This window comes from Escherichia sp. WS1451, assembly GCF_046487365.1.
Lineage (GTDB): Bacteria > Pseudomonadota > Gammaproteobacteria > Enterobacterales > Enterobacteriaceae > Escherichia > Escherichia coli.
Genome location: NZ_JBJQJP010000016.1, coordinates 24,137 through 49,553 on the forward strand (window position 1 = coordinate 24,137; position 25,417 = coordinate 49,553).

Consider the following 25,417-nt stretch of genomic DNA (forward strand, 5'->3'; position numbering starts at 1 on the left):
TGATTGCCAAATACTAGCATCGTGTTATAGTGCCTTCAACACGCAACTTCATCAGGCACAATAAAAATGACAAATAACCCTCTGATTCCACAAAGCAAACTTCCACAACTTGGCACCACTATTTTCACCCAGATGAGTGCACTGGCGCAGCAACACCAGGCGATTAACCTGTCGCAAGGCTTTCCTGATTTTGATGGTCCGCGCTATTTGCAGGAACGGCTGGCGTACCACGTTGCCCAGGGGGCAAACCAATACGCACCCATGACCGGCGTGCAGGCATTACGCGAGGCGATTGCTCAGAAAACGGAACGGCTGTATGGCTATCAACCAGATGCCGACAGCGATATCACCGTAACAGCAGGGGCGACGGAAGCGCTATACGCAGCGATTACCGCATTGGTGCGCAATGGCGATGAAGTGATTTGCTTTGATCCCAGCTATGACAGTTACGCGCCCGCCATCGCGCTTTCGGGGGGAATAGTGAAACGTATTGCACTGCAACCACCGCATTTTCGCGTGGACTGGCAGGAATTTGCCGCATTGTTAAGCGAGCGCACCCGACTGGTGATCCTCAACACCCCGCATAACCCCAGTGCAACTGTCTGGCAGCAGGCTGATTTCGCCGCTTTGTGGCAGGCGATCGGCGGGCACGAGATTTTTGTCATTAGCGATGAAGTCTACGAGCACATCAATTTTTCACAACAGGGCCATGCCAGCGTGCTGGCGCATCTGCAATTGCGTGAGCGAGCGGTAGCGGTGTCATCGTTTGGCAAGACCTATCATATGACCGGCTGGAAAGTGGGTTATTGCGTTGCGCCTGCGCCCATCAGCGCCGAGATCCGCAAAGTGCATCAGTATCTGACCTTTTCGGTGAATACCCCGGCACAGTTGGCGCTTGCCGATATGCTACGTGCAGAACCTGAGCATTATCTTGCGTTACCGGACTTTTATCGCCAGAAGCGCGATATTCTGGTGAATGCCTTAAATGAAAGTCGGCTGGAGATTTTACCGTGCGAAGGCACTTACTTTTTGCTGGTGGATTACAGCGCGGTTTCTTCGCTGGATGACGTTGAGTTTTGCCAGTGGCTGACGCGGGAGCACGGCGTAGCGGCGATTCCGCTGTCGGTGTTTTGCGCCGATCCCTTCCCACATAAACTGATTCGTCTCTGTTTTGCCAAGAAGGAATCGACGTTGCTGGCAGCAGCAGAACGCCTGCGCCAGCTGTAGTTATTTAACCGTCCAGGCGCGGGAAAATTGACGGTCGGCAAACAACTCTTGCAGGCCGTTAATTTGCTTCAGGCGCAACACTTCGTCGCTGTCCATTCCCAGCTCTTTGCCAATTTTATTATCGTCCCATCCCAACTGGCTGAGTTCTCGGACGATTTCTGACATGGCAGTGATTTGGTGACGTCCACGAGCGCGATTATGACGAATAGTCGCGGCGATGCGTTGATTACGCGTACCTTCCAGACAGGTCACCGGCAAATAACCTTTTAAGCGTAATTTTAACGATGATGAGCCTTTACCAATTTCATGACGGTGAAAACCATCCACGATTTCCAGGGCATTTTTATCCGTATGCGTGACCACAATGGGTTGGGTAAAACCATCTATTTCAATGGATTTTTTCAGCAGTTTTTTTTCGGGTGGTGCCACGTTGTTTGGGTTGTAATCATTAGGCATAAGTTGGCTGTTTTTAACCCACAGAACGCAATCCACTGGCTCTTCACGAAAGGGGCTAACCTGATGGATCGCCATGCGGATTTCATTAATCGCTTTGATGCGATCATCTTCCGGCAAGCTGGCGAGAAATTGGGTTAAATCCTGCGTTAATCGTTGTTGCATAGTATCCCCCATTCCTGACGTTTTCCTTTTATTCGTTCGTTATAACGCTGATAGTTCTTCGCTTTGGTCGGGCTAAATGATAATGCCCGACACCAGTAATCGTTATTGAGTAAAACTTTGCATATTCGCCGCCAGGAGGGGATATCTTTCGCGCCAATGTCCCCTTGCTGGGTTTGTGGAACCTCGATGCATTTTTTCTGATACCAGTGCAAATAAATGGCGATTTTATTGCGGTAATGCTCAGCTGTTTTCTCCGGCATGCTGTTGAGTAGCAATAATGCATACTCCTGCCAGTCTAAATGTTCGGGCTTGAGGATTTTCCGATGACCATAAAAATGGTTGTCATGTCCGGCGTAAATGCCGCCACTTTTTACCCCGCTGACTCGTGCGCACATAGCAGCCCAGCGATCCGGTTCGATAACGTGATAGAGCCATAATCCTTGCCGTTGCTCCGGGCCAAAAGGTTCGCAAATTCGCATATGACGCAGAGGAACGCCTGCCTGATACATTATATTATACAGTGGGTTACAGAGCTGTTGATGGTTAGCATACCAGGTCCAGATATCAGCCACTTTCCAGTCGTAGATGGGGTAAATGTACCAACTATGACCGCCTGGTGCGGCGGTGGTCCAGGGCTTATCATCGGCAAAACGTTGTTTATTTAAACTGGCAATGGCGACAAAACGGTTGTAGGACTCATCTGCACGGATGCCGATCATCATCGCCGCCGGACGTTTTTGTGAAAACCATTCAGCAAACTCACGCACAAATTGTTCGAAGGTCATGCCAGGCTGGTAAAAGGAGAAAAAGTCAGGATCGGTTATCGCATCTTGCGGGGGCTGACGCACCCATTCGACATCAGGTTCCCAGCACTGCCATTCGGGTTGGTATTGAGAAAGGGAATTTTGCGTCGTAAGCGGGAGCGCAACCCAGTAAAACTCTTCGATGACATCGGCGTAAAACTCACGTAATGACTGAACATAGTTAATAGTGCATGAGAACTGCGCTTCCCAGTCGATAAACAAAACGCAGATTTTTTTGCCCATTTGTCGGGCAATTTCGGCGGTCAGATGCAGCATTAATCCGGAATCTTTACCACCCGAAAAAGAAACGCAGACACGGGGTAGGGTATTAAGTGTCCAGGTAATACGTTCTTTTGCAGCTTCCAGAATATTCAGTGGAAGCGGGATTTTATAAATAGACATCTAAAAACGCTCTCTGAACGTTACGGGGTGACTCGTGAGATGAATCCGCTAATTATAGGATAAACGAAGCAAGATAGAGCACATTATTTTATATTCACATAATGAATTAATTGATGCGTAATATATTATTTGTCAGTGGTAATGAATCAGAAGCTATCATTTAAACGATCTATGAATCGGGAGAAGACAAGGTTGTTCAACGAAGCCTTGTTATAGGAAATATAAAGTTTAACCGCAGGAAGAGGTTGTTCCAGTTTTATTTCTTTTAACTTCAAAAAGTCACGATGTAAATTGTACAGTTCGGTGGGCACAATGCCTAATAAGTCAGTAACAGAAATACTATTAATTATAGTCATCAAAGAAGAACTGCGAAATGAAACTTTACGGTTCATAAAACGTTCATCTATGTCCATTTGAATTTCGTCAATCCCTGCTGATTTAGATATCAACAGGGTGAATTCTTCGGCGATAATTTGTTCATAGTTACTGGTATCGGTAATACGAGGATGTTTGTTGCTACATATAAGAGAATTGCGAATAGTGTGTAACGGCATGCAGATGACAGAGCGACTAATTACTGGTTGCAGCGTAATTGCCAGGTCAGTTTTGCGTTGAACCAACAGTTCTTCGGCATTTTCAGCTGAAAGCAGTATGTCATGGCATTCTATATCGATTGAAGTATCTTGTCTAAGACAGCGGATTAGCATGTTGTTATTAGTACAAGAAATAAGCTGAGGACCGTAGATAATAAAATTTTTCTTTAGCTCAGACTTATTAACAATATTGATCGTTTGTTCAAGGCCTCTGAGATTTTTCTCAAGATGGTGATGCAGGTTTAACCCTGTTGTAGTCGGCGCGATACCTTTCCCTGAGCGAATGAATAACGGGTCATTAAATTGCGCACGTAAACGTTGTAACGACTGACTAACAGCAGAGGGCGTTATATATAATGATTCTGCCGCTTTACTAATGCTGAGATGTTGATAAATACATTCAAATATAACCAGTAAATTGAGGTCAAATTTTTTTAGATCATAAAGATTAGCCATAACATACTCCGTTGTATTGTCTCTTCCATAAATCATTCACTTGATCAATAATGTTGTTGTATTTATATGTGTTATGTTTTTCTGCTTAACTTTGGATTAAGATTTTCTAAAATAGCATAGCTGTCAGGTGGGTTACGAGCAATTCATGCTTTTTTAGGATGGTTGAAAAGCAGGAATATATTTCAACCATCCATGAATTATCTTTTATTTATTCCCCATAATGATATTAAGCGTTTTCTGATCGGGCAACCCCACGGCCTGTTGCAGTGTATTTTCCTTACTCATGTAATAGATAGCTGGCGTGACATTTGCCCCCAGATCGTCCATCAGTTTCTCGTTATCGCTTAACACTTTCATTTGCTCTGTACTTACGTTTGCAGGCACGTTTAGCTTAAGCTTGCCACCAGAGGCTTCATATTCTTGCCAGGTTTTTGCGGGATCTTTGGAGGCAAGAATTGCCGCTGCTGTCGCCGGGCTTTCTGGCTTGATAACGCCAACCAACAATGTTCTTAATTGCACTTTGCCAGAATCTACCCACGGGCGAGCCTGCTGCCAGAACTGTTTACAATATGGGCAGAACGGATCGGCGAAGACGTAGACAATGACCGGCGCGTCTTTTTTACCGTCGAGGAGCCAGTGGGATTGTTCCATCCGTTGCCACATTTCGCGTCCGGCGGGTGCGTAAATTTCTTTTTCGATAAGTGTGTTACTCAGGTTTTCACCTTTCTCGTTGTACATGTAACCGGAGATAGCGTGCTTACCATCTGGAGTCAGGTAGATGGTGACGCCCATATCCTGATACTTGCCGAGATAACCTTTCATTCCTCCGGGAGCATCGAACGTTTTGATGATTGTAATGCCCTGTTTTTCAATCGCTTTTACTGGGGCAGGAAGTTCCTCTGCGAAGGCGATTGCAGGAAGCAGAGCCAGTAAAAGTATCTTTTTTAACATTAATTTGTCCTTTTCAGTCAGTGCAAAAGTCGGGTAAAAGGCATAACCTATCACTGTCATAGGTAAGAGCTTAGATCAGGTGATTGCCCTTTGTTTATGAGGGTGTTGTAATCCACGTCGTTGTTGCATTTGTAAGGGCAACACCTCAGCCTGCAGGCAGGCGCTGAAGATACCAAAGGGTAGTTCAGATTACACGGTCACCTGGAAAGGGGGCCATTTTACTTTTTATCGCCGCTGGCGGTGCAAAGTTCACAAAGTTGTCTTACGAAGGTTGTAAGGTAAAACTTATCGATTTGATAATGGAAACGCATTAGCCGAATCGGCAAAAATTGGTTACCTTACATCTCATCGAAAACACGGAGGAAGTATAGATGTCCTTGATTAACACCAAAATTAAACCTTTTAAAAACCAGGCATTCAAAAACGGCGAATTCATCGAAATCACCGAAAAAGATACCGAAGGCCGCTGGAGCGTCTTCTTCTTCTACCCGGCTGACTTTACTTTCGTATGCCCGACCGAACTGGGTGACGTTGCTGACCACTACGAAGAACTGCAGAAACTGGGCGTAGACGTATATGCAGTATCTACCGATACTCATTTCACCCACAAAGCATGGCACAGCAGCTCTGAAACCATCGCTAAAATCAAATATGCGATGATCGGCGACCCGACTGGCGCCCTGACCCGTAACTTCGACAACATGCGTGAAGATGAAGGTCTGGCTGACCGTGCGACCTTCGTTGTTGACCCGCAGGGTATCATCCAGGCAATCGAAGTTACCGCTGAAGGCATTGGCCGTGACGCGTCTGACCTGCTGCGTAAAATCAAAGCAGCACAGTACGTAGCTTCTCACCCAGGTGAAGTTTGCCCGGCTAAATGGAAAGAAGGTGAAGCAACTCTGGCTCCGTCTCTGGACCTGGTTGGTAAAATCTAAGTTCCGCAATCGCGTAATTAATCGGGTGCTGCGGCACCCGATTTTCTTCCCCGCACCATGATGCAAGCTGCATCCAGGTAGCCGCAGAGGCCGCTTGCATGATGATGTTTAAAGCCCAGGAGATAAACATGCTCGACACAAATATGAAAACTCAACTCAAGGCTTACCTTGAGAAATTGACCAAGCCTGTTGAGTTAATTGCCACGCTGGATGACAGCGCTAAATCGGCAGAAATCAAGGAACTGTTGGCTGAAATCGCAGAACTGTCAGACAAAGTCACCTTTAAAGAAGATAACAGCTTGCCGGTGCGTAAGCCGTCTTTCCTGATCACTAACCCAGGTTCCAACCAGGGGCCACGTTTTGCAGGATCCCCGCTGGGCCACGAGTTCACCTCGCTGGTACTGGCGTTGCTGTGGACCGGTGGTCATCCGTCGAAAGAAGCGCAGTCTCTGCTGGAGCAGATTCGCCATATTGACGGTGATTTTGAATTCGAAACCTATTACTCGCTCTCTTGCCACAACTGCCCGGACGTGGTGCAGGCGCTGAACCTGATGAGCGTACTGAACCCGCGCATCAAGCACACTGCAATTGACGGCGGCACCTTCCAGAACGAAATCACCGATCGCAACGTGATGGGCGTTCCGGCAGTGTTCGTAAACGGGAAAGAGTTTGGTCAGGGCCGCATGACGTTGACTGAAATCGTTGCCAAAATTGATACGGGTGCGGAAAAACGTGCGGCAGAAGAGCTGAACAAGCGTGATGCTTATGACGTATTAATCGTTGGTTCCGGCCCGGCGGGTGCAGCGGCAGCAATTTACTCCGCACGTAAAGGCATCCGTACCGGTCTGATGGGCGAACGTTTTGGTGGTCAGATCCTCGATACCGTTGATATCGAAAACTACATTTCTGTACCGAAGACCGAAGGCCAGAAACTGGCAGGTGCGCTGAAAGTTCATGTTGATGAATACGACGTTGATGTGATCGACAGCCAGAGCGCGAGCAAACTGATCCCGGCAGCGGTTGAAGGCGGCCTGCATCAGATTGAAACAGCTTCTGGCGCGGTACTGAAAGCACGCAGCATTATCGTGGCGACTGGTGCAAAATGGCGCAACATGAACGTTCCTGGCGAAGATCAGTATCGCACCAAAGGCGTGACCTACTGCCCGCACTGCGACGGCCCGCTGTTTAAAGGCAAACGCGTAGCGGTTATCGGCGGCGGTAACTCCGGCGTGGAAGCGGCAATTGACCTGGCGGGTATCGTTGAGCACGTAACGCTGCTGGAATTTGCGCCAGAAATGAAAGCCGACCACGTTCTGCAGGACAAACTGCGCAGCCTGAAAAACGTCGACATTATTCTGAATGCGCAAACCACGGAAGTGAAAGGCGACGGTAGCAAAGTCGTAGGTCTGGAATATCGCGATCGTGTCAGCGGCGATATTCACAACATCGAACTGGCCGGTATTTTCGTCCAGATTGGTCTGCTGCCGAACACCAACTGGCTCGAAGGCGCAGTCGAACGTAACCGCATGGGCGAGATTATCATTGATGCGAAATGCGAAACCAACGTCAAAGGCGTGTTCGCAGCGGGTGACTGTACGACGGTTCCGTACAAGCAGATCATCATCGCTACTGGCGAAGGTGCCAAAGCCTCTCTGAGTGCTTTTGACTACCTGATTCGCACCAAAACTGCATAAGAAGAAGTAAGATTCACCTGCAATTGCTTAGCCGCCGGGGTCAAACCTGGCGGCTTTTTTATTGCATTAAAAAGCCCTGCAGGGATGGCTCCGGGCAGGGCGGGATACTTATTCTGGCAATTAACGCACAACCAGCACCGGCAAATTGGCGTGGCGGATCACGCTCGAGGCGTTAGAACCCAACAGATGAGTTGAAATCGATGGGTTACGCGAACCAATCACTACTACATCTGCATCAAGTTCTTTCGCTAACTCGTTAACTTCATCCCGCACACTACCAAAACGGACATGTTGCTTAATGCGGGAAGGATCGATGGTGAAGTGGCTGACCATCGTTTGCAAACGTTCTTCTGCTTCATGTTGCAGATGCTCTTCAAAACGACGTACATCAGCGGCAAAACGGTGCAGGCTCAGGCTGGCTGACCCCGGTAGTACGTGAAGTAGATGAATAACTCCGTCATCCTGGGCGAGGAATTCAGCGTGACGAACCGCTTTGTCGCTCAATTCCATTTCGAAAACATCCACTGGCATGATGATTGTTTTGTACATAAGCATTCTCTCCTTGTTTTTGCATGTATACATAACAGCACATTATTGGTTATGAATCTATGATTTGCGAGGCTGATTTGATCTGAATTTGCTATTGAGCTGGAAAATAAATAAAACCAGGCGCTACCAGCGTTGTTCAAGGTATAGCACTGCAGCAACAATAATTGCGGCTATGAATATATAAAATGCAGTGATACCGAGAGCTTCGCTCATATGAGGTTCCGCAGATGAATAACCAGTTCAGATTAGAATGCTGCGCTTAAGAGCAAAATGATAAATCTGGTTGATATTTGAGCGGAAAGAGGATGCGAGTGCATCCTCTGGGCAAAGCGAGTTATCGCTTGTGCAGATGGGATTAAAGCAGGTAATCGCCAGCAGCTTCTGGCTGGTATTCGAGTTCCAGCACTTCAAGGTGGGTTGCAACGCCGCCCGGCAGTTCCCAGTGAATGGAATCGCCAACGCGCAGCCCCAGCAGTGCGGCACCTACCGGAGCCATAACGGAAAGCTGAGTATTGCTGTCGGTCATTTTTGCCGGATACACCAGCGTGCGCACACGCACTTCGCCATCGCTAAGATTGCGGAATTTAACCCGGCTGTTCATTGTCACCACGTCGTGTGGCATCTCTTCTGGCGAACACATTTGGGCGCGATCCAACTCTGCGTTTAACGCGTCGGCGATTGGCAAACCAGCATAGGCGGGTTGCTCCAGCAGAATATCGATGCGTTCGGCATCCAGGTCGTTAATGATGATAGTTGGTCTGGACATTTTTACTCCATGTCGTCGGTACTGCGAGTGTCGCAGATAAACATACCCAAAAGAAAACCCTCACCGTCAGGCGGCGAGGGTTTAACTCACATGATGATACTGACTGTTGCTCACTCTTTGAAGTGATTTGCGTCACATTCAGGGAATTCCTCAATGTAGCGCATTATGTATAAATCTTAATCGTCATGGTTTATGGAAGACGAATTAGCGTGTTTTGTAAATCAGAGGATTAATAACCTGCTTTATCAATCACAAAGGTTTTGCCACAGTTGCCTGGGTGTGGTTGTGGCAAGAATGAGTTGGCAGAAAGCGGAGCGTTGATGGCGTCAGCTTTGATCGAGATCTGAATTTCAGTCAAATACGCAGGGTTACCCTGGCACGTTAGCTTAACTGCTTTCACGTTCTCTTTTCCCCAGCTTTTGGCAAAGGCGGCATCAAAGTCACGGCGGCTCACTGTTTTACCGTAGTTATCCGCAAGGAATTTTCCGGCTTCGCTCTCTTTAATTTCTTGATTCAGGCGTACCATCGTGCCGAAGTATGCGTCTGGATCAAAACCAAAGCAGGCACCGTGTTTGGCATATTCGTAGCGTTCCAGGCAGGAACGTCCGCCAGCTCCTGGCATGACTTCACTTAGTTTAGCGGCCGTTTCCAGCGATAACCCGGTTTCCGGAGATGAACACATTCGGCTGGCGCGCGCTTCTGGTAGATTCGGGATTGGGCGAGTAGCGCAACCGAAGCGCATCCAGCGGCGTTCATCAACACCACGGGCAGCAACCGATTTAGGCAATCCTGGCCACAGACCATGTACGGTCAGAAAATCAGCTTTGTTGGTCGTTTCGGTTTGCAGGCGACATTCATCTCGTTCGTTACGATTTCGATCGTGTTGACTCTGGCAAAATCCGGTTTGCCAGGAGAGGGCCAGGACATAGCGATCAAAATCGCCATACTGTTTTGCCTGCAACGCCACGGCGTTGGCAGAAGAGAAGGGAAGCAGAGAAACCGCGAGCAACGCGGCGTTACGCCAGAATGCTTTCATAATGGGTGTGGAACTCATACATATACTGAATACTATCTATTAAATCATAAAAAAGCCCGCCAGGTGGGCTTACCTGGCGGGCGTGATGATTTATTCAGCGTTTGGCGAACGTATTAGTTCCACATGGCGAGAATCGGCCAGCCAACCAACAGCAGCATAGAGATGTAAATCACCCCGAAGATTGCACCAAGTCGCCAGTAATCTTTTGATTTCACATAGCCACAGCCGTAAATAATCACCCCAGGACCGGTTGCATACGGCGTCAGACAGCCCATGATACCGATAGACAGCACCAGCAGAATACACAGTTGTTCCATTGGTACGCCCGGAATACCTTTACCGACGGCCAGAATAACCGGCAGCATGGTTGCGGTGTGCGCAGACAGGCTGGCAAACAGGTAGTGTGCAAAGTAGAACACCAGAACCAGTACAATCACCGTTGCGTTTGGTGAGAAGCCTTCCAGGTGTGTACTCATCGTGTTGGCGAACCAGTCGATAAAGCCAGAACGGGTCAGGCCATTCGCCATAACAACCAGCGTTGCCAGGTTGACCAGTGTGTTCCAGGCGCTGTTGTAGCGGGTAATGTCTTTCCACGGTACAACGTGCAGGGCCAGCATCAGCGAAACCGCCAGCAGACCTACCGCCGTGGCGTCGATCATTTCGCCGCCGAATACCCATAAGCCTAAGCTCAGCAGCACCAGACCTATCAGGGTCCACTCTTTACGGCTCAATGCACCCATCGTTTTCAGTTCATCACCGGCCCATGCTGCCACTTCGGCACTGTGAGTCACTTCCGGCTTGTACAGCACATAGGAGAGCCACGGAGCAACGATCAGCAAAATAATACCGACCGGCAGGAAGCTCAGGAACCATTGCAGCCAGCTAATCTGGATCCCTGCGATTTTGCTGACGAACTCCAGACCCAGCACGTTTGGCGCAGCGCCAGTCACAAACATGGAGGAGCTAAGGCTGGTACTGATGACCATCATCCACATTAAATAACCGCCAATACGACGAGAGGACGGATCGTTGGGGAATGATTTAAACAGCGGCGGCAGGTTTTTAATAACCGGGAACACGGTGCCCCCGGTACGCGCGGTGTTGGACGGTGTAAACGGTGCCAGCAGAATGTCGATAATGACAATCGCATAACCCAACGTCAGCGTGCGTTTGCCCATGAATTTCACCAGGAAAAGGGCAATGCGACGACCTAACCCGGAAACTTCATACCCTAATGCAAAAATAAATGCGCCAAATACCAGCCATACCGTGGTGCTGGAAAAACCAGCCAGACCCCATTTCAGCGCCTGTTTTTGCGCATTAAACGCTGGGTCAGCTAATTCTTTGGCATCAAAGAGCAGGTAATTACTGCCAATAACGCAAATAGTAACCGCAATAAAACTGATCGCCGTTGCCGGAATTGGCTCGAGGATCATGCCGACAATCATTGCCACAAACACTGCAAAGTAATGCCACGCCTGCGGCGGCATACCGTCAGGTACAGGGATAAGAAACATGACACCCATCACCACCAGGGGCGCCAATAATTTCCATATATTATCTTTTGCTAAAGACATACGGGTTCTCCGACAATTAATATTCCAATTTTATCAAGTGCTTAAATTATTAAATCTGTGCTAAAAACCAGGTAAGAATCAGCAGGTCGGCACTGCCGCCTGGACTGAGATTTCGTTCGATACACTCCCTGTCGAACTGCCGGAGATAATCGAGATCGGCGGGGGTTCGGATGCCCCCATTGTTTAATAGTGTTTGCGCCTCGCGCTGTAGCCAGCGCAGGCCCCCCTCGCCACCGCGCGATGCAACGTTGGTATCGCCGTTAGTAGCCATCAGTAGGAGCAAGGTATCGAGCAATGCCAGTTCAGGATCTAACCCCTGATCCAGCAGAGTGAGGTAATGCGGCAAGGCGTGGTTGATCACCAGTGGATAACCCGCCTCGGCTTCACCGCGTGCGCCGGTAAGGCCAAGCTGCTGGTACAACCGTTGACCTGCCGTCAGTTGTGAATTATTGGTACGCAGTTCGCGATCGGTCAGGCCACGACAGAAACTTGCCGCCGTCGAACAAACGGTTGTTGGCGTTACCGGCTGGTTGAGCTGAAGCAAACGGCCAATTGCCGCACACAGTAGCCCTAAAGAAAAAATGCTGCCTTTATGCGTGTTTACGCCCGCAGTGGCGCGGAACATATCACCTTCGCAAGCCATACCAATTGGGCGTAATCCGTTGAGTACCTCTTTTGGTGCCATTTCTGCACTACAGGCACCAAATTCAATGAAACGGGGTAACCAGCCCTGAATCGCCAGCGCGCTGCGGTGGAAATCTTCCAGCGCCATATCTTTGTGCGCACCGCAGTTAATGCGATCTACGAGGCCTGGTTTCGGTGACAGATTGACTTCAGTCAGCATGGCGCGCCAGCCCAGCAGGGCGTACTCATCGATTAATGACGTCGCAAGCTTTGTGGTTTTAGTTGACGTTGCAGGCATCGACATCGTTCAGCAGCGCCTCCATGCGGTTGAGTAAATCGGTCAGTTGATGGGTTTTTCCACGCGCGCAAACAGCTGCGCTTTGCTCGCACAACAGGCAGCGGCGAGGCGGCAGTGAATAGTCGCGGCGGGAGAGAATTTCGCCTTCGGGTGTCAGGACATCGATATCCCATAACCGCCCGAGAGGATGACTATGTTCAAGCTCAATGGTGGCGAGCTTGAGGTCGCGAGCCGGGGCGGCAATGCTCAACATGCCCTCCGGCCCGCTGGCGGAAACCAGTGCAGCCTGCTCCTGAATTTGCCAGCCCTGTTTTGCGGCTAAGGCACGCAAGGCTGTCACGCCATGATTAAAAATTCGGCGTGTGACCTCGCTGTCTTTAATCGGCCCAGGCGCAACCACGGTAAAGGAGACCAGTGGAACAGGATGGCGCTTGAGCCAGACGTGTTGCCGTGCTTGCCTTTCATCCCGGCTGACGAGCAGCTCGGGAATTGACACCGCATGGTGGCTGGCGAGTTCAGGAAGCAGGTGCATGGCTTATTCCTTCACCTGATGCACAACATCGATCACCGAGCCATCGCGGTAACGCACAACGGCAACGACGCGGTCGGTGAATTCAATCGGCTGTGGTTCACCGGTCAGCAGACGCGCACGTTCACGCAGCCACTCAATAGAAACCACTTTGATCCCCGCTTCCTGCAGACGTTCTGCCAGTTCCGGACGTGCCGGGTTAACAGCGATGCCGTGGTCTGTGACCAGAATATCGACACTGGAGCCCGGGGTGATGCAGGTCAGCACGTTATCCACCAGCGTCGGAATACGACCGCGTACCAGCGGCGCGACGATGATGGAAAGCGCAGAGGCAATCGCGGTATCGCAGTGACCACCGGAAGCACCACGCAGTACGCCGTCAGAGCCGGTCAGCACGTTAACGTTGAACTGGGTGTCAATTTCCAGCGCACTCAGTACCACCACGTCGAGACGATCAACCGATGCGCCTTTCGACCCCCAGTTAGCGTACTGGTTGGCGCTGATTTCGATGTGATTGGGGTTACGGGCCAGCGATTGCGCAGCATGGCTGTCAAAGCTCTGCACATCCAGCAGTTTGCGGATCAAACCTTTTTCGTGCAGATCAACCATCGTTGCGGTAATACCGCCGAGGGCGAAGTCGGCGCGAATATCGCGGCTACGCATTTTGTCTTCCAGGAAACGGGTTACCGCCAGCGAAGCGCCGCCGGTGCCGGTCTGCATGGAGAAACCTTCTTTGAAGTAGCCAGAGTTAACAATCACATCCGCAGCGCTACGGGCAATAAGCAGTTCGCGCGGGTTAGTGGTCATACGGGTAGCACCAGCGCCGATTTTTGCAGCATCGCCAACGCGATCAACTTTGACGATCAGATCAACCTGATCTTGCTCAATGCTTGCCGGATTATGCGGATAAGGCAGCAGTTCTTCGGTAAGCATCACGACCTGTTTTGCGTTGTCGGCATCAACCATTGCATAGCCGAGGGAGCCGCAGCAGGCTTTACCGGAGTAGCCGTTGGCATTACCGAATTCATCACAGGACGGGACGCCGAGGAAAGCCACATCGATATTCAGTTCGCCGCTCTGTACCAGATGCACACGTCCGCCGTGAGAGTGGATTTGCACCGGTTCCGCCAGCAGACCACGGGAGATTTCTTCCGCCAGTGGACCGCGCAGGCCAGAGGTATAAATGCGGGTAACCACGCCCTGGCGAATGTGTTCTACCAGCGGCGCATGGCAATCACTCAGGGAGCTGGAGGCCAGAGTCAGGTTTTTAAAGCCCATCTTCGCGATGACGTCCATCACCATATTGACGGTCAGGTCACCGCCACGGAAAGCGTGATGGAAGGAAACCGTCATGCCGTCCTGTAAACCAGAGCGACGAATCGCTTCTTCCAGATTGGCGCACAGTTTGCGATCGCGCGCTTTTTCAGCCTGGTAGGTTTGCTTTGGCGAGTTCTGGAAAGCGGCAAGATCGCATTCAGCGCGACGATTCCAGGCCGCTACCCGTTCTTGTCGTTGAGATTGTTCAATTTTCTGCGTCATTTTGATTGCCTTATTCTTCGCGGATGCCGGAAAGTTCTGCGCGGGAGAGCACCAGACGGGCGCGATCGATAACCGGACCGTCTACCATCTTGCCGTTCAGGGAAACCACGCCGAGGCCTTCGCGAGCGGCGGCTTCAGCGGCTTCTACGACGCGGCGGGCGTGATCCACTTCTTTCTGGGTCGGTGCGTAGAGGTTGTGCAGCAGATCAATCTGACGCGGGTTGATCAGCGATTTGCCGTCAAAGCCCAGCTGTTTGATGTGGGTGGCTTCTTGCAGGAATCCGGCTTCGTTATTAGCGTCGGAATAGACGGTATCGAACGCCTGAATACCCGCAGAGCGCGCGGCCTGCAAAATGGAACAGCGTGCGAACAGCAGTTCAGTTCCTTCCGGGGAGCGTTCTGTACGCAGGTTGCGCACATAGTCTTCTGCACCGAGGGCGATACCGATCAAACGCTCGGAAGCGTGAGCGATTTCCACTGCGCGGGTAATGCCCAGCGGAGATTCAATCGCTGCCAGCAGGCCGGTGCTGCCGGGTTCACGACCACAGGCTTTTTCGATGCGCAGGATCTCTTTTTCGATATCCAGAACATCCTGAGCGGTATCGGTTTTCGGCAGACGCACAACGTCCGCACCACCGCGAACGACGGCTTCCAGGTCGTTAACACCCCATTCGGAATCCAGCGCGTTTACACGCACAATGGTTTCAATATCGCGATACAGCGGATGTTGCAGCGCGTGGTAAACCATGCGGCGGGCTGTGTCTTTTTCACGCAATGCCACGGAGTCTTCGAGGTCAAACATCAGGGCATCAGCCGGGTAGATGAATGAGTTGCTGACCATCGCGGCATTGGCACCTGGCACAAACAGCATGCTGCGGCGGGTGCGAGTTTTACGTTGTTGCAGCGAAGCGGAAATCATTGGCAATCCTCCCATGGCAGAGCCGGGATACCGCTGGCGCGTGCCAGCAGGGCTTCCAGTCGTGCACGTAAAATGCAGTCCAGTGCGCCTTTGTCATCGACATTCAGCTGTACGCCGCGCACGTTGTAGCGGGCGAGAACGTCCAGAATGGTGGTGCGAATTGCATCGCCAAACTGTTTCTCAACGCTGCTGTTGATTTGCAGGTCGATATCCTGCGTATCGAGTGGGGCGATGCGTATCATCACATCCCCAGACTCAAGGGTGCCTGCAACGGCGGGCTGGTTTATTTTCATTTTTCACCTGTTTCTCATGCGGGGGTCTTTTGACGAGCTGCCGCGTCCTGGCGGGAGTGCTCAAGCAGGTTCTGCAAATAATGCAGCGTGACTGCAGGGACCAGCGGCGCGATAGCCGTGAGATCGTTTTTCGCCAGCAGTTGACGTACCCGGGAAGCGGATATCGGCATCTCCTGGTAACGCAGCCGCTCAATTTCAACCAGTTCGATGGGCGGTGCGGAGATAGTCGGCGTTTCCAGCCAGTAGCGCATATCCTGGTTGTACTGGGCGGTAACACGACAAAAGGGTTCAGTACCGACAAAGCGGTGAGTTACACCCAGCGCGGGAGCGAGGTACTGACGGAAAATCTTCAGATCAATTTCGGTGTAACAATGGTTAATGACGCTCTGTTCTTTAATGAAGTAGCAAGGGAACGTAGCGCGGGAGATGATGTATTCGGAGCCGCGATGCACAGTCAGGCGTGGAATATCGGCGGTGCCTTTTAACACCAGATCCAGTCGGTCTTCATAGGGGAAGCGTGAAGAATCTTCTTTGACTAAAAACAGATGCAACCAGTCGCACTGTGCCGCAGCCTGTTGAATCAGATAACGGTGACCATTCGTAAAGGGATTGGCGTTCATCACAATGCAGCCAATCTTGTTCCCTGGATGACGAAATTTTTTCAGCGATTCGGCATAGCGTTTCAGTCGCGTGGCGCTGTTTTCCATCAGCACCATCACGCCGGGTACGCTGGTCAGCGTGGAAAAACCGCACTGGCGGAACAGCGCCTCGTATTCGGTTTTGGTATAAATAAACAGATGCGTGCTGTGCCGCTCATAGGCGAGGTTTATCAATTCAGTGGCTAATGTAAGCGCCAGTCCTTCACCGCGAACGGATTCACTGATAGCAACGCATTTAATAATATTTCCGGCAATTCCACCGCACGCGATAAGCTTTTCATCGCGGGTTACGGTAATAAATACTTCGACTGTGGTGTCAACGCTCAAATCATTTTCATGCAGGAATTGGGCGATTTCCGCCATTTTTTTATTTTCTGAACGTTTTACACGGGTGAAAATATCATTGCCGAACATAATAAATAGTATCCTGAAGGTGCATGTTGTTATCGATTTGCAACGAATGTTGTTCGATGTTGCAAACTGATAACCTTTTATTTTCACTTGGGAGAAAGGGGGTGATCGAGGTATATCTTTTTCTCCTTTCGCTATACATCCTAAGGAGTATTTCGGCGTGAAATTTTGATTTATTTCACATAGAGTTAGTGGTTTTTTATTTATTTAATGGTTTTAAGTTTTTTAACTAATGTAATTACGAAATGACCCGCAGGTTTAAGTGATTTAATTGATTTAATGAATAAAATTTGCCACGATCATATTTAATATCTATGTATTTTGATTCAACATTTTAATTACATCCGTCAAAGAGGCTCGGGACAACCCGCAAGGAAAACAATGTTGCAGCTTAACGAGAATAAACAGTTTGCATTTTTCCAAAGACTGGCATTTCCGCTGCGTATCTTTTTGCTGATTCTGGTGTTCTCAATATTTGTCATTGCAGCCCTGGCGCAATATTTTACAGCCAGTTTTGAGGACTATTTAACGCTTCATGTGCGCGACATGGCAATGAATCAGGCAAAAATTATTGCTTCTAATGACAGTATCATCAGCGCAGTGAAAACGCGTGACTACAAGAGGCTGGCGACCATCGCTGACAAATTACAAAGAGATACTGATTTCGATTATGTGGTGATTGGCGATCGGCACTCGATTCGTCTTTACCATCCTAATCCGGAGAAAATTGGTTATCCTATGCAGTTCACCAAACCGGGCGCGCTGGAGAAAGGGGAGAGCTACTTCATCACCGGGAAAGGGTCAATTGGCATGGCGATGCGTGCCAAAACGCCAATCTTTGATGACGATGGAAAAGTCATCGGCGTGGTGTCGATTGGCTACCTGGTGAGTAAAATCGATAGCTGGCGGGCTGAGTTTTTATTACCGATGGCAGGCGTGTTTGTCGTGCTGTTAGGGATTTTGATGTTGCTGTCGTGGTTCCTGGCCGCGCATATCCGTCGGCAGATGATGGGCATGGAGCCAAAGCAAATCGCTCGCGTGGTCCGTCAGCAAGAGGCGCTGTTTAGTTCGGTTTATGAAGGGCTGATTGCGGTGGATCCGCACGGGTACATTACCGCCATCAATCGTAACGCAAGAAAGATGCTGGGTCTGAGTTCCCCCGGACGGCAATGGTTGGGTAAACCCATTGCTGAAGTGGTCAGGCCCGCCGATTTCTTTACCGAACAGATTGATGAAAAACGTCAGGATGTGGTGGCGAACTTTAACGGTCTGAGCGTTATTGCCAACCGGGAAGCTATTCGTTCTGGTGATGATTTGCTGGGGGCCATTATCAGCTTTCGTAGTAAAGACGAAATATCCACCCTCAATGCGCAACTGACGCAAATTAAACAATACGTCGAGAGCCTGCGCACATTGCGACACGAGCATCTCAATTGGATGTCGACGCTCAATGGTCTGTTGCAGATGAAAGAGTATGATCGCGTGTTGGCGATGGTGCAGGGGGAGTCTCAGGCCCAGCAACAGCTTATTGATAGCCTGCGCGAGGCGTTTGCCGATCGCCAGGTGGCGGGGCTGCTTTTTGGTAAAGTGCAGCGCGCCCGCGAACTGGGGCTAAAAATGGTCATCGTCCCCGGAAGTCAGCTTTCGCAACTGCCGCCAGGACTGGACAGCACCGAGTTTGCAGCCATTGTTGGCAATTTACTTGATAACGCCTTCGAAGCCAGCCTGCGTAGCGATGAAGGAAACAAGATCGTTGAATTATTCCTCAGCGATGAAGGCGATGATGTGGTGATTGAAGTCGCCGATCAGGGCTGCGGCGTTCCAGAGTCTCTACGAGACAAAATATTTGAGCAGGGTGTCAGTACGCGTGCTGACGAGCCCGGCGAACATGGCATTGGGTTGTACTTGATTGCCAGTTACGTAACGCGCTGCGGTGGTGTTATCACTCTCGAAGATAATGATCCCTGCGGTACCTTATTTTCAATCTATATTCCGAAAGTGAAACCTAATGACAGCTCCATTAACCCTATTGATCGTTGAGGACGAAACGCCGCTGGCAGAGATGCATGCGGAATATATTCGTCACATTCCCGGATTCAGTCAGATATTACTGGCGGGAAACCTGGCGCAGGCCCGAATGATGATCGAGCGTTTTAAGCCGGGGCTAATCTTGCTCGATAACTATCTTCCTGACGGTAGAGGGATTAATTTACTGCATGAACTGGTGCAGGCGCATTATCCCGGCGACGTGGTGTTTACCACTGCAGCCAGCGATATGGAAACGGTGTCTGAAGCCGTACGTTGTGGTGTATTTGATTATCTCATTAAGCCCATTGCCTATGAACGGCTGGGGCAAACGCTAACCCGTTTCCGCCAGCGTAAACATATGCTGGAAAGTATTGATAGCGCCAGCCAGAAGCAAATCGATGAGATGTTTAATGCCTATGCTCGCGGTGAACCCAAAGACGAACTGCCGACCGGCATTGACCCCTTGACGCTAAACGCGGTGCGAAAACTGTTTAAAGAGCCTGGTGTCCAACATACGGCAGAAACGGTGGCGCAGGCACTGACTATCAGCCGCACCACTGCCAGACGTTATCTTGAATATTGCGCCAGCCGCCATCTGATTATTGCCGAAATTGTTCACGGCAAAGTTGGCAGACCGCAACGCATATACCACAGTGGGTGACATGATAAAGCCGGAGGAAACTTGCCTCCGGCATGACTATTTACTTGCCTGTGACCGCTGCTGCCGTTCCTGGCACCATCAGCTCTGTAGCAACGATAACAATCACCAGCCCAACAAGCACCGGCACCGAGGTGCGTTTTACGACTTCAAATGGTGAGATTTTCGCCATCCCGGCAACCGCAACGACTACGCCAGAAACGGGTGACAGGGTACGGCCGAGGTTTGACGCCTGCAGCATTGGGATAGTCAAATACGCCGGGTTAATGCCGGAAGAGTGCGCCAGTTTCGGGATCATCTCAACAAACGCATAAAACGGCGCATTGCCTGAACCGGTCGTGACTGCCGCCAGCATTGTCAGGATCACTAATACCAGCATCAGGATGATACTCGCCGAACCAAACGAGGTGGCGATAGAAATCAGACTTTGAATAAAGCCGATGGTGCTAAGCCCCTGAGCGAATACCCCAGCGGCAACCAGCAGCATCACCACGTTAGCAAACGCATCGGCCATCCCGCGATAAGCCACTTCCAGACCAGAGAAAACTTTCTGGGTATTAAAGCTGCGGATGAACTCCAGAATGGAGGCAATCAGCATACAAATCACCAGAATAGTGATGATGTGTAATTGCGGACCCCATTTGCCGTCAAAAATCAGCACTCCGATGATCGGCGTGAACGGCAAAATGGCATAAAACGCAGGAGCAGTAGTGGTGATTTCACTGACATCTAACATTTCATGAGAGATGTGCTCTTTTTTATCCAGATAACGTTGCCAGAAGAAGTGGGCGATCGCCATGCCGATAATTGCAGCAATTGAGATAGGCAGCGTCGTTTTGAAGGCGAAGTCAATCAGCGACATTTCGGAAGCCTGCGCCGCCAGCACCACATCCCCTGAAGTCGGTGCGAGAATAATCGCCGCCGGGGAGGCACAAATAGCAGCAGCTGCACCACGGCTGATACCAACGTTTACCATCACCGGAAACAGGGTTGCCATCAGCAAAACACCCAGACCGGTTGCGGAAGAGACGGCCAGTGACATCAGACAGGCAACAAAATAGGCGGCAATCATCAGAAGGTAAGGGGAGTTAATATACTGCAATGGTTTTGACGCCAGCTTGACCACCATATCATTCGCGCCGATATGGGTCATGTAAGCGGCAAAGCCACACAGCATCATAATCATCATGCCGAGGTCGCCGCCGCGGCTCATTAGCAATATTTTAACGTATTCAACGATATCCGTGGCGCTGTAGCCTGTTGAAGCCTGGCTGGACGGTAACACTTTGTGCCCCATAATGGCACTGATAATCAGCAATAACAGGCCACCGACAAATAACACGCCAGTGGCGGAATACCCTTTAATGATGTAGCGAGCTACACCCACAATAACCACAACCCCAATAAGGAGTTCAATGAATGTCAGCATAATTTTTCCTGTCTCCAGGCCCCAAAGTAAATAATAAAAAATCCCTAAAAATTAAAGAAAAAATATGCCGAATAAATCACCAGCGAATGCTGATTGAAATCAATAAGAATAACTATTAACACATTGATATTGCTGTTTTTTATACCTGGATAACAAAATTCATTTTTGTAGTTAATCATTACAAAGCAATGATGTATGCAAAATTGATAAAATATTGAATTGATTTTGTTGGAAAATTGATAAATTTTTTGTTTAAAAAACGGACATTCATTAACATGGCCCGGCAATACTGGGAATGTTTATTGATTGATTTTTTATATTTGTTTAAAAAAATAAGCGCATTTGTGCTTTTATCTATTGTTGTTTGTATTGGAGGAGTGTTCTTTGATTGAGATCGTTTGCGGGCAAAAAAATCGTTTAAGTTTCCAGAAAAATCCGATAATATTCCCTCAAAATTGCACCGCATAAATATATAAAACACTCGGATTATTCCTTATATTGGTGCTGTTAAGGTTATGTTTATTTTAGACTGGTTATGCTAGTCGTGGTTTTTTGATAAATATCTCATGGTTACTAATGAGCACTAATAAATATATTTACGCACTTCTCTTTGTTTTTACTCAATTAGTCGGCATTGAAGACGCTTCTGCTGACACACCTCAATGGCTGTCGACATTTAAAGAGAATGTTGCAGAAACTTGGCAGCAGCCACAACATTATGACTTGTACATACCCGCGATCACCTGGCATGCGCGTTTTGCCTATGACAAAGAAAAAACCGATCGCTATAACGAGCGACCGTGGGGCGGCGGTTTTGGTCAGTCGCGTTGGGATGAAAAAGGAAACTGGCATGGCCTGTATGCCATGGCATTTAAGGACTCGTGGAACAAATGGGAACCGATTGCCGGATACGGATGGGAAAGTACCTGGCGACCGCTGGCGGATGAAAATTTTCATTTAGGCCTGGGATTTACCGCTGGCGTAACGGCGCGCGATAACTGGAATTACATCCCTCTTCCGGTTCTACTGCCATTGGCCTCTGTGGGGTATGGCCCCGCGACGTTTCAGATGACCTACATTCCGGGTACCTACAACAATGGCAATGTGTACTTTGCCTGGATGCGCTTTCAGTTTTGAGACAAATGAAGTTTTAGTAAATTCTTTAAAATCAACCACTAAAATAATTAACATCAAAAATAACGCGACTTTTATCACTTTTTAGTAAAGTTGCACTGGACAAAGCGTACCACAATTGGTGTACTGGTAACCGACACAGCATTTGTGTCTATTTTTCATGTAAAGGTAATTTTGATGTCTAAGATTAAAGGTAACGTTAAGTGGTTTAATGAGTCCAAAGGATTCGGTTTCATTACTCCGGAAGACGGCAGCAAAGACGTGTTCGTACACTTCTCTGCAATCCAGACTAATGGTTTTAAAACTCTTGCTGAAGGTCAGCGCGTAGAGTTCGAAATCACTAACGGTGCCAAAGGCCCTTCTGCTGCAAACGTAATCGCTCTGTAAGATACGTCAGCAAGAATTCAAAACCCGCTTAATCAGCGGGTTTTTTTTGGTCTTTAGTGTGCGGTTGAGGCCGAAAACAGCCAGAAAGCCAGTGCGGTCATGGCAAAAGACCCCAGAAGGTTGACGAAAACGTTCAGTAACGCCCAGCCAAAGCGGCCCTCTTGTAACAAAAACACCACTTCTGCCGAAAATGTTGAGAAGGTTGTTAGACCGCCACAAAATCCGGTGGTGATTAATACTTTCCACACTGGATCAATGTTCGTCATCCTGCTAAACCAGGCGAATCCCATTCCTATGATGAATGCCCCAATCAGGTTTGCAGCCAGCGTCCCCAACGGAATCGCTTGATGTAGCGGGTTAAATCGCATACTTAACAGCCATCTCGCCACGCTTCCCGTACCACCGCCAATAAAAACTGCTAAAAGAAGTTGTAACACTGCAAAATCCTGCTATTTGATTTGTATGAGTGATAAGTGTAACGCCGAATAATCGCCGTTGGCGAATTTTACGACTCTGACAGGAGGAGGTGGCAATGCTGGTTGCCGCAGGACAGTTTGCTGTTACATCTGTGTGGGAAAAGAACGCTGAGATTTGTGCCTCGTTGATGGCGCAGGCGGCGGAAAACGACGTTTCGCTGTTTGTCCTGCCGGAAGCATTGTTGGCGCGTGATGATCATGATGCAGATCTATCGGTTAAATCAGCACAGCTGCTGGAAGGCGAATTCCTCGGACGTTTACGTCGAGAAAGTAAACGTAACATGATGACGACAATTCTGACGATTCATGTTCCTTCAACGCCGGGGCGCGCATGGAATATGCTGGTGGCGCTACAGGCAGGAAACATCGTCGCCCGTTATGCCAAACTGCATCTCTATGATGCATTTGCCATTCAGGAATCACGCCATGTTGATGCTGGTAATGAAATAGCTCCGTTACTGGAGGTGGAAGGGATGAAGGTCGGTCTGATGACCTGTTATGACTTACGCTTTCCAGAGCTGGCGCTGGCACAGGCATTACAGGGAGCTGAAATCCTGGTACTTCCTGCCGCCTGGGTTCGTGGGCTGCTCAAAGAGCATCACTGGTCAACGTTGCTTGCCGCTCGTGCGCTGGATACCACCTGTTATATGGTGGCGGCGGGGGAGTGCGGGAACAAAAATATCGGGCAAAGCCGGATTATAGATCCCTTTGGCGTCACCATTGCGGCAGCGTCAGAAATGCCTGCACTCATTATGGCGGAAGTGACGCCCGAACGTGTGCGTCAGGTGCGCGCGCAACTGCCCGTCTTAAACAACCGTCGCTTTGCGCCGCCGCAATTATTATGATGTTTTTTTACTCGGCGCTTGATTCACCTTGTTACAGATTGCTATTGTGTGCGCGCGTCGAATGACCGTTAATATTCTCTGGTTTTTAAGGCGCGTTCTGTTGCCGGTTATATGTCAAGAAGGTATCTATGGGTGAGATTAGTATTACCAAACTGCTGGTAGTTGCGGCGCTGGTCGTTCTGCTGTTTGGGACTAAGAAGTTACGTACGCTGGGCGGAGACCTTGGAGCGGCCATTAAAGGGTTCAAGAAGGCGATGAATGATGACGATGCTGCGGCGAAAAAAGGCGCAGACGTTGATCTTCAGGCTGAAAAGCTCTCTCATAAAGAGTGACGTGGCGAGCAGGACGCTCCCTCAATATCTTGTTCGATACAAAAAACCCGCTTCAAAAAGCGGGTTTTTTATCAGACAGATGTAAGTAATTATTACAGGATTACTTAACTTCCATCCCTTTCGCCTGCAAATCGGCGTGGTAAGACGAGCGGACAAACGGACCGCATGCAGCATGGGTAAAGCCCATCGCCAGCGCTTCGGCTTTCATTTCGTCGAACTCATCCGGGCTAACGTAACGTTGAACCGGCAGGTGATGGCGGCTTGGCTGCAAATATTGCCCCAGCGTTAGCATCGTCACACCATGACGGCGCAGGTCGCGCATTACCTCAATAATTTCTTCATTGGTTTCACCCAGACCCACCATCAGACCAGACTTGGTCGGGATTTCCGGATGCGCTTCTTTAAAGCGTTCCAGCAGCTTCAGCGACCAGTTGTAATCTGCACCAGGCCGTACCTGACGGTAAATACGCGGTACGTTTTCCAGGTTATGGTTGAACACATCTGGTGGTGTGGCGGTCAGAATATCCAGAGCACGATCCATACGACCGCGGAAATCCGGCACCAGAGTTTCAATTTTGATTTGCGGGCTTTTTTCCCGAATGGCAGTAATGCAATCCGCAAAGTGTTGGGCACCGCCATCGCGCAGGTCATCACGGTCAACGGAGGTGATAACCACATAACGCAGCGCCATATCGGCAATGGTCTGCGCCAGTTTCACTGGTTCATTGGCATCCGGAGCTACCGGGCGACCGTGGGCAACGTCACAGAACGGACAACGGCGGGTACAAATAGCGCCGAGGATCATAAACGTTGCTGTGCCGTGGTTGAAGCATTCCGCCAGGTTAGGGCAGGAGGCTTCCTCGCAGACAGAATGCAGGCCATTTTTGCGCATTGCGGCTTTGATGCCCTGGATACGTGTAGAGTCCGCTGGAAGCTTGATTTTCATCCATTCCGGCTTGCGCAGCAGGGCTTCGCGCTCTGTTGCCACGTTTTTAACCGGGATAAGGGCCATCTTATCGGCATCGCGGTATTTAACACCGCGTTCCATCACAATGGGTTTACTCATAGCGTGCGTGTTCCAGTTGCGAATTACGAAGGAAAGCGTTTCAATTCAATAGATTGTTGTAATTATCAACTATTTTTGAATTAACGACTGGCAGTATATCATTGAAACGGACCTGAAAGCAGCCAAAGCGGTCGCGAAAATGTAAAATTGTTGTTGGATTGTGCCATTTTTTCGTTCTGCGCT

General features: G+C 49.5%; 27 protein-coding genes. 9 read left to right on the forward strand and 18 right to left on the reverse strand.

Features of this window, described 5'->3' with window-relative positions; all coding sequences use genetic code 11:
• The first annotated feature begins 66 nt into the window (after positions 1-66).
• On the forward strand, positions 67-1,227 hold the full coding sequence (ybdL, locus tag ACJHX7_RS18620) for a methionine-oxo-acid transaminase (RefSeq protein WP_094030158.1): 1,161 nt from the start codon (positions 67-69) through the stop codon (positions 1,225-1,227).
• On the opposite strand, the gene ACJHX7_RS18625 is transcribed toward ybdL, so the two are convergent.
• The 4 genes from ACJHX7_RS18625 to dsbG form a co-directional block, all read right to left on the reverse strand.
• Positions 1,228-1,857, reverse strand: a complete 630-nt coding sequence (locus tag ACJHX7_RS18625) for an IbrB-like domain-containing protein (RefSeq protein ID WP_000502940.1) — start codon at positions 1,855-1,857, stop codon at positions 1,228-1,230. It lies immediately after the preceding gene.
• Positions 1,830-3,050, reverse strand: a complete 1,221-nt coding sequence (locus ACJHX7_RS18630) for a phosphoadenosine phosphosulfate reductase (RefSeq protein ID WP_094030159.1) — start codon at positions 3,048-3,050, stop codon at positions 1,830-1,832. The genes ACJHX7_RS18625 and ACJHX7_RS18630 overlap by 28 nt, the downstream gene beginning before the upstream one ends.
• Positions 3,051-3,196: 146 nt before the next feature.
• Positions 3,197-4,099: a DNA-binding transcriptional repressor CitR gene (citR, locus tag ACJHX7_RS18635; protein ID WP_001361272.1), complete on the reverse strand. Its 903-nt coding sequence runs from the start codon at positions 4,097-4,099 to the stop codon at positions 3,197-3,199.
• Between the two features lie 204 nt (positions 4,100-4,303).
• Positions 4,304-5,050: a thiol:disulfide interchange protein DsbG gene (dsbG, locus tag ACJHX7_RS18640; protein ID WP_001301891.1), complete on the reverse strand. Its 747-nt coding sequence runs from the start codon at positions 5,048-5,050 to the stop codon at positions 4,304-4,306.
• A gap of 371 nt (positions 5,051-5,421) precedes the next feature.
• On the opposite strand from dsbG, the gene ahpC reads away from it, so the two are divergent.
• On the forward strand, positions 5,422-5,985 hold the full coding sequence (ahpC, locus tag ACJHX7_RS18645) for an alkyl hydroperoxide reductase subunit C (RefSeq protein WP_000052796.1): 564 nt from the start codon (positions 5,422-5,424) through the stop codon (positions 5,983-5,985).
• A 128-nt stretch (positions 5,986-6,113) separates the two neighbouring features.
• Positions 6,114-7,679: an alkyl hydroperoxide reductase subunit F gene (ahpF, locus tag ACJHX7_RS18650; RefSeq protein WP_077902343.1), complete on the forward strand. Its 1,566-nt coding sequence runs from the start codon at positions 6,114-6,116 to the stop codon at positions 7,677-7,679.
• Between the two features lie 120 nt (positions 7,680-7,799).
• Here ahpF and uspG read toward each other — a convergent pair whose 3' ends face one another.
• The 11 genes from uspG to citC all read right to left on the reverse strand — a co-directional run bounded on the left by uspG (position 7,800) and on the right by citC (position 16,882).
• Positions 7,800-8,228: a universal stress protein UspG gene (uspG, locus tag ACJHX7_RS18655; RefSeq protein ID WP_001308472.1), complete on the reverse strand. Its 429-nt coding sequence runs from the start codon at positions 8,226-8,228 to the stop codon at positions 7,800-7,802.
• A 123-nt stretch (positions 8,229-8,351) separates the two neighbouring features.
• Complete coding sequence (gene yldA / locus ACJHX7_RS18660; RefSeq protein ID WP_001287361.1) at positions 8,352-8,441, reverse strand: small membrane protein YldA; 90 nt, start codon at positions 8,439-8,441, stop codon at positions 8,352-8,354.
• Positions 8,442-8,583: 142 nt separating this feature from the next.
• A complete protein-coding gene (rnk, locus tag ACJHX7_RS18665; RefSeq protein WP_000089731.1) occupies positions 8,584-8,994 on the reverse strand; it encodes a nucleoside diphosphate kinase regulator in 411 nt (136 codons plus the stop codon).
• Positions 8,995-9,223: 229 nt separating this feature from the next.
• Positions 9,224-10,030: a ribonuclease I gene (gene rna / locus ACJHX7_RS18670; RefSeq protein WP_001295857.1), complete on the reverse strand. Its 807-nt coding sequence runs from the start codon at positions 10,028-10,030 to the stop codon at positions 9,224-9,226.
• A 113-nt stretch (positions 10,031-10,143) separates the two neighbouring features.
• Positions 10,144-11,607 (reverse strand): citrate/succinate antiporter CitT, encoded by a 1,464-nt coding sequence (gene citT / locus ACJHX7_RS18675; protein ID WP_094030160.1) that lies wholly within the window; start codon positions 11,605-11,607, stop codon positions 10,144-10,146.
• Positions 11,608-11,656: 49 nt separating this feature from the next.
• Positions 11,657-12,535 carry a triphosphoribosyl-dephospho-CoA synthase CitG gene (citG, locus tag ACJHX7_RS18680; RefSeq protein ID WP_032170903.1) on the reverse strand — a complete coding sequence of 293 codons (879 nt, stop codon included), beginning with the start codon at positions 12,533-12,535 and terminating at the stop codon, positions 11,657-11,659.
• A complete protein-coding gene (citX, locus tag ACJHX7_RS18685) occupies positions 12,510-13,061 on the reverse strand; it encodes a citrate lyase holo-[acyl-carrier protein] synthase (protein WP_000550422.1) in 552 nt (183 codons plus the stop codon). Before citX ends, citG begins: the two co-directional genes overlap by 26 nt.
• 3 nt (positions 13,062-13,064) lie before the next feature.
• A complete protein-coding gene (gene citF / locus ACJHX7_RS18690) occupies positions 13,065-14,597 on the reverse strand; it encodes a citrate lyase subunit alpha (protein WP_000192239.1) in 1,533 nt (510 codons plus the stop codon).
• Between the two features lie 10 nt (positions 14,598-14,607).
• Positions 14,608-15,516, reverse strand: a complete 909-nt coding sequence (gene citE / locus ACJHX7_RS18695) for a citrate (pro-3S)-lyase subunit beta (RefSeq protein WP_032170904.1) — start codon at positions 15,514-15,516, stop codon at positions 14,608-14,610.
• Positions 15,513-15,809: a citrate lyase acyl carrier protein gene (gene citD, locus ACJHX7_RS18700; protein ID WP_000700703.1), complete on the reverse strand. Its 297-nt coding sequence runs from the start codon at positions 15,807-15,809 to the stop codon at positions 15,513-15,515. The genes citE and citD overlap by 4 nt, the downstream gene beginning before the upstream one ends.
• A 14-nt stretch (positions 15,810-15,823) precedes the next feature.
• On the reverse strand, positions 15,824-16,882 hold the full coding sequence (gene citC / locus ACJHX7_RS18705; RefSeq protein ID WP_000467705.1) for a [citrate (pro-3S)-lyase] ligase: 1,059 nt from the start codon (positions 16,880-16,882) through the stop codon (positions 15,824-15,826).
• 378 nt (positions 16,883-17,260) lie between these two features.
• Here citC and dpiB point away from each other — a divergent pair, with 378 nt between their 5' ends.
• Positions 17,261-18,919: a sensor histidine kinase DpiB gene (gene dpiB / locus ACJHX7_RS18710; RefSeq protein ID WP_001305557.1), complete on the forward strand. Its 1,659-nt coding sequence runs from the start codon at positions 17,261-17,263 to the stop codon at positions 18,917-18,919.
• A complete protein-coding gene (gene dpiA / locus ACJHX7_RS18715) occupies positions 18,888-19,568 on the forward strand; it encodes a two-component response regulator DpiA (RefSeq protein WP_000126500.1) in 681 nt (226 codons plus the stop codon). The genes dpiB and dpiA overlap by 32 nt, the downstream gene beginning before the upstream one ends.
• Before the next feature lie 40 nt (positions 19,569-19,608).
• On the opposite strand, the gene dcuC is transcribed toward dpiA, so the two are convergent.
• Positions 19,609-20,994, reverse strand: a complete 1,386-nt coding sequence (gene dcuC / locus ACJHX7_RS18720; protein WP_000955057.1) for an anaerobic C4-dicarboxylate transporter DcuC — start codon at positions 20,992-20,994, stop codon at positions 19,609-19,611.
• A 576-nt stretch (positions 20,995-21,570) separates the two neighbouring features.
• Here dcuC and pagP point away from each other — a divergent pair.
• Positions 21,571-22,131: a lipid IV(A) palmitoyltransferase PagP gene (pagP, locus tag ACJHX7_RS18725; RefSeq protein WP_094030162.1), complete on the forward strand. Its 561-nt coding sequence runs from the start codon at positions 21,571-21,573 to the stop codon at positions 22,129-22,131.
• A gap of 174 nt (positions 22,132-22,305) precedes the next feature.
• Complete coding sequence (gene cspE, locus ACJHX7_RS18730; RefSeq protein WP_000034825.1) at positions 22,306-22,515, forward strand: transcription antiterminator/RNA stability regulator CspE; 210 nt, start codon at positions 22,306-22,308, stop codon at positions 22,513-22,515.
• 53 nt (positions 22,516-22,568) lie between these two features.
• Here cspE and crcB read toward each other — a convergent pair whose 3' ends face one another.
• Positions 22,569-22,952: a fluoride efflux transporter CrcB gene (gene crcB / locus ACJHX7_RS18735; RefSeq protein WP_000939738.1), complete on the reverse strand. Its 384-nt coding sequence runs from the start codon at positions 22,950-22,952 to the stop codon at positions 22,569-22,571.
• A gap of 95 nt (positions 22,953-23,047) precedes the next feature.
• Between crcB and ACJHX7_RS18740 the strand changes: the two genes are divergently transcribed.
• Both ACJHX7_RS18740 and tatE read left to right on the forward strand, forming a co-directional pair.
• The gene (locus tag ACJHX7_RS18740; protein WP_094030163.1) at positions 23,048-23,836 is read left to right on the forward strand and encodes a deaminated glutathione amidase; all 789 of its coding nucleotides are present in this window, start codon (positions 23,048-23,050) and stop codon (positions 23,834-23,836) included.
• 128 nt (positions 23,837-23,964) lie between these two features.
• Complete coding sequence (gene tatE, locus ACJHX7_RS18745) at positions 23,965-24,168, forward strand: twin-arginine translocase subunit TatE (protein WP_000503931.1); 204 nt, start codon at positions 23,965-23,967, stop codon at positions 24,166-24,168.
• A 100-nt stretch (positions 24,169-24,268) separates the two neighbouring features.
• Here the strand turns inward: tatE and lipA are convergent, their stop codons facing one another.
• A complete protein-coding gene (gene lipA / locus ACJHX7_RS18750; RefSeq protein WP_000042632.1) occupies positions 24,269-25,234 on the reverse strand; it encodes a lipoyl synthase in 966 nt (321 codons plus the stop codon).
• Positions 25,235-25,417: the final 183 nt, after the last annotated feature.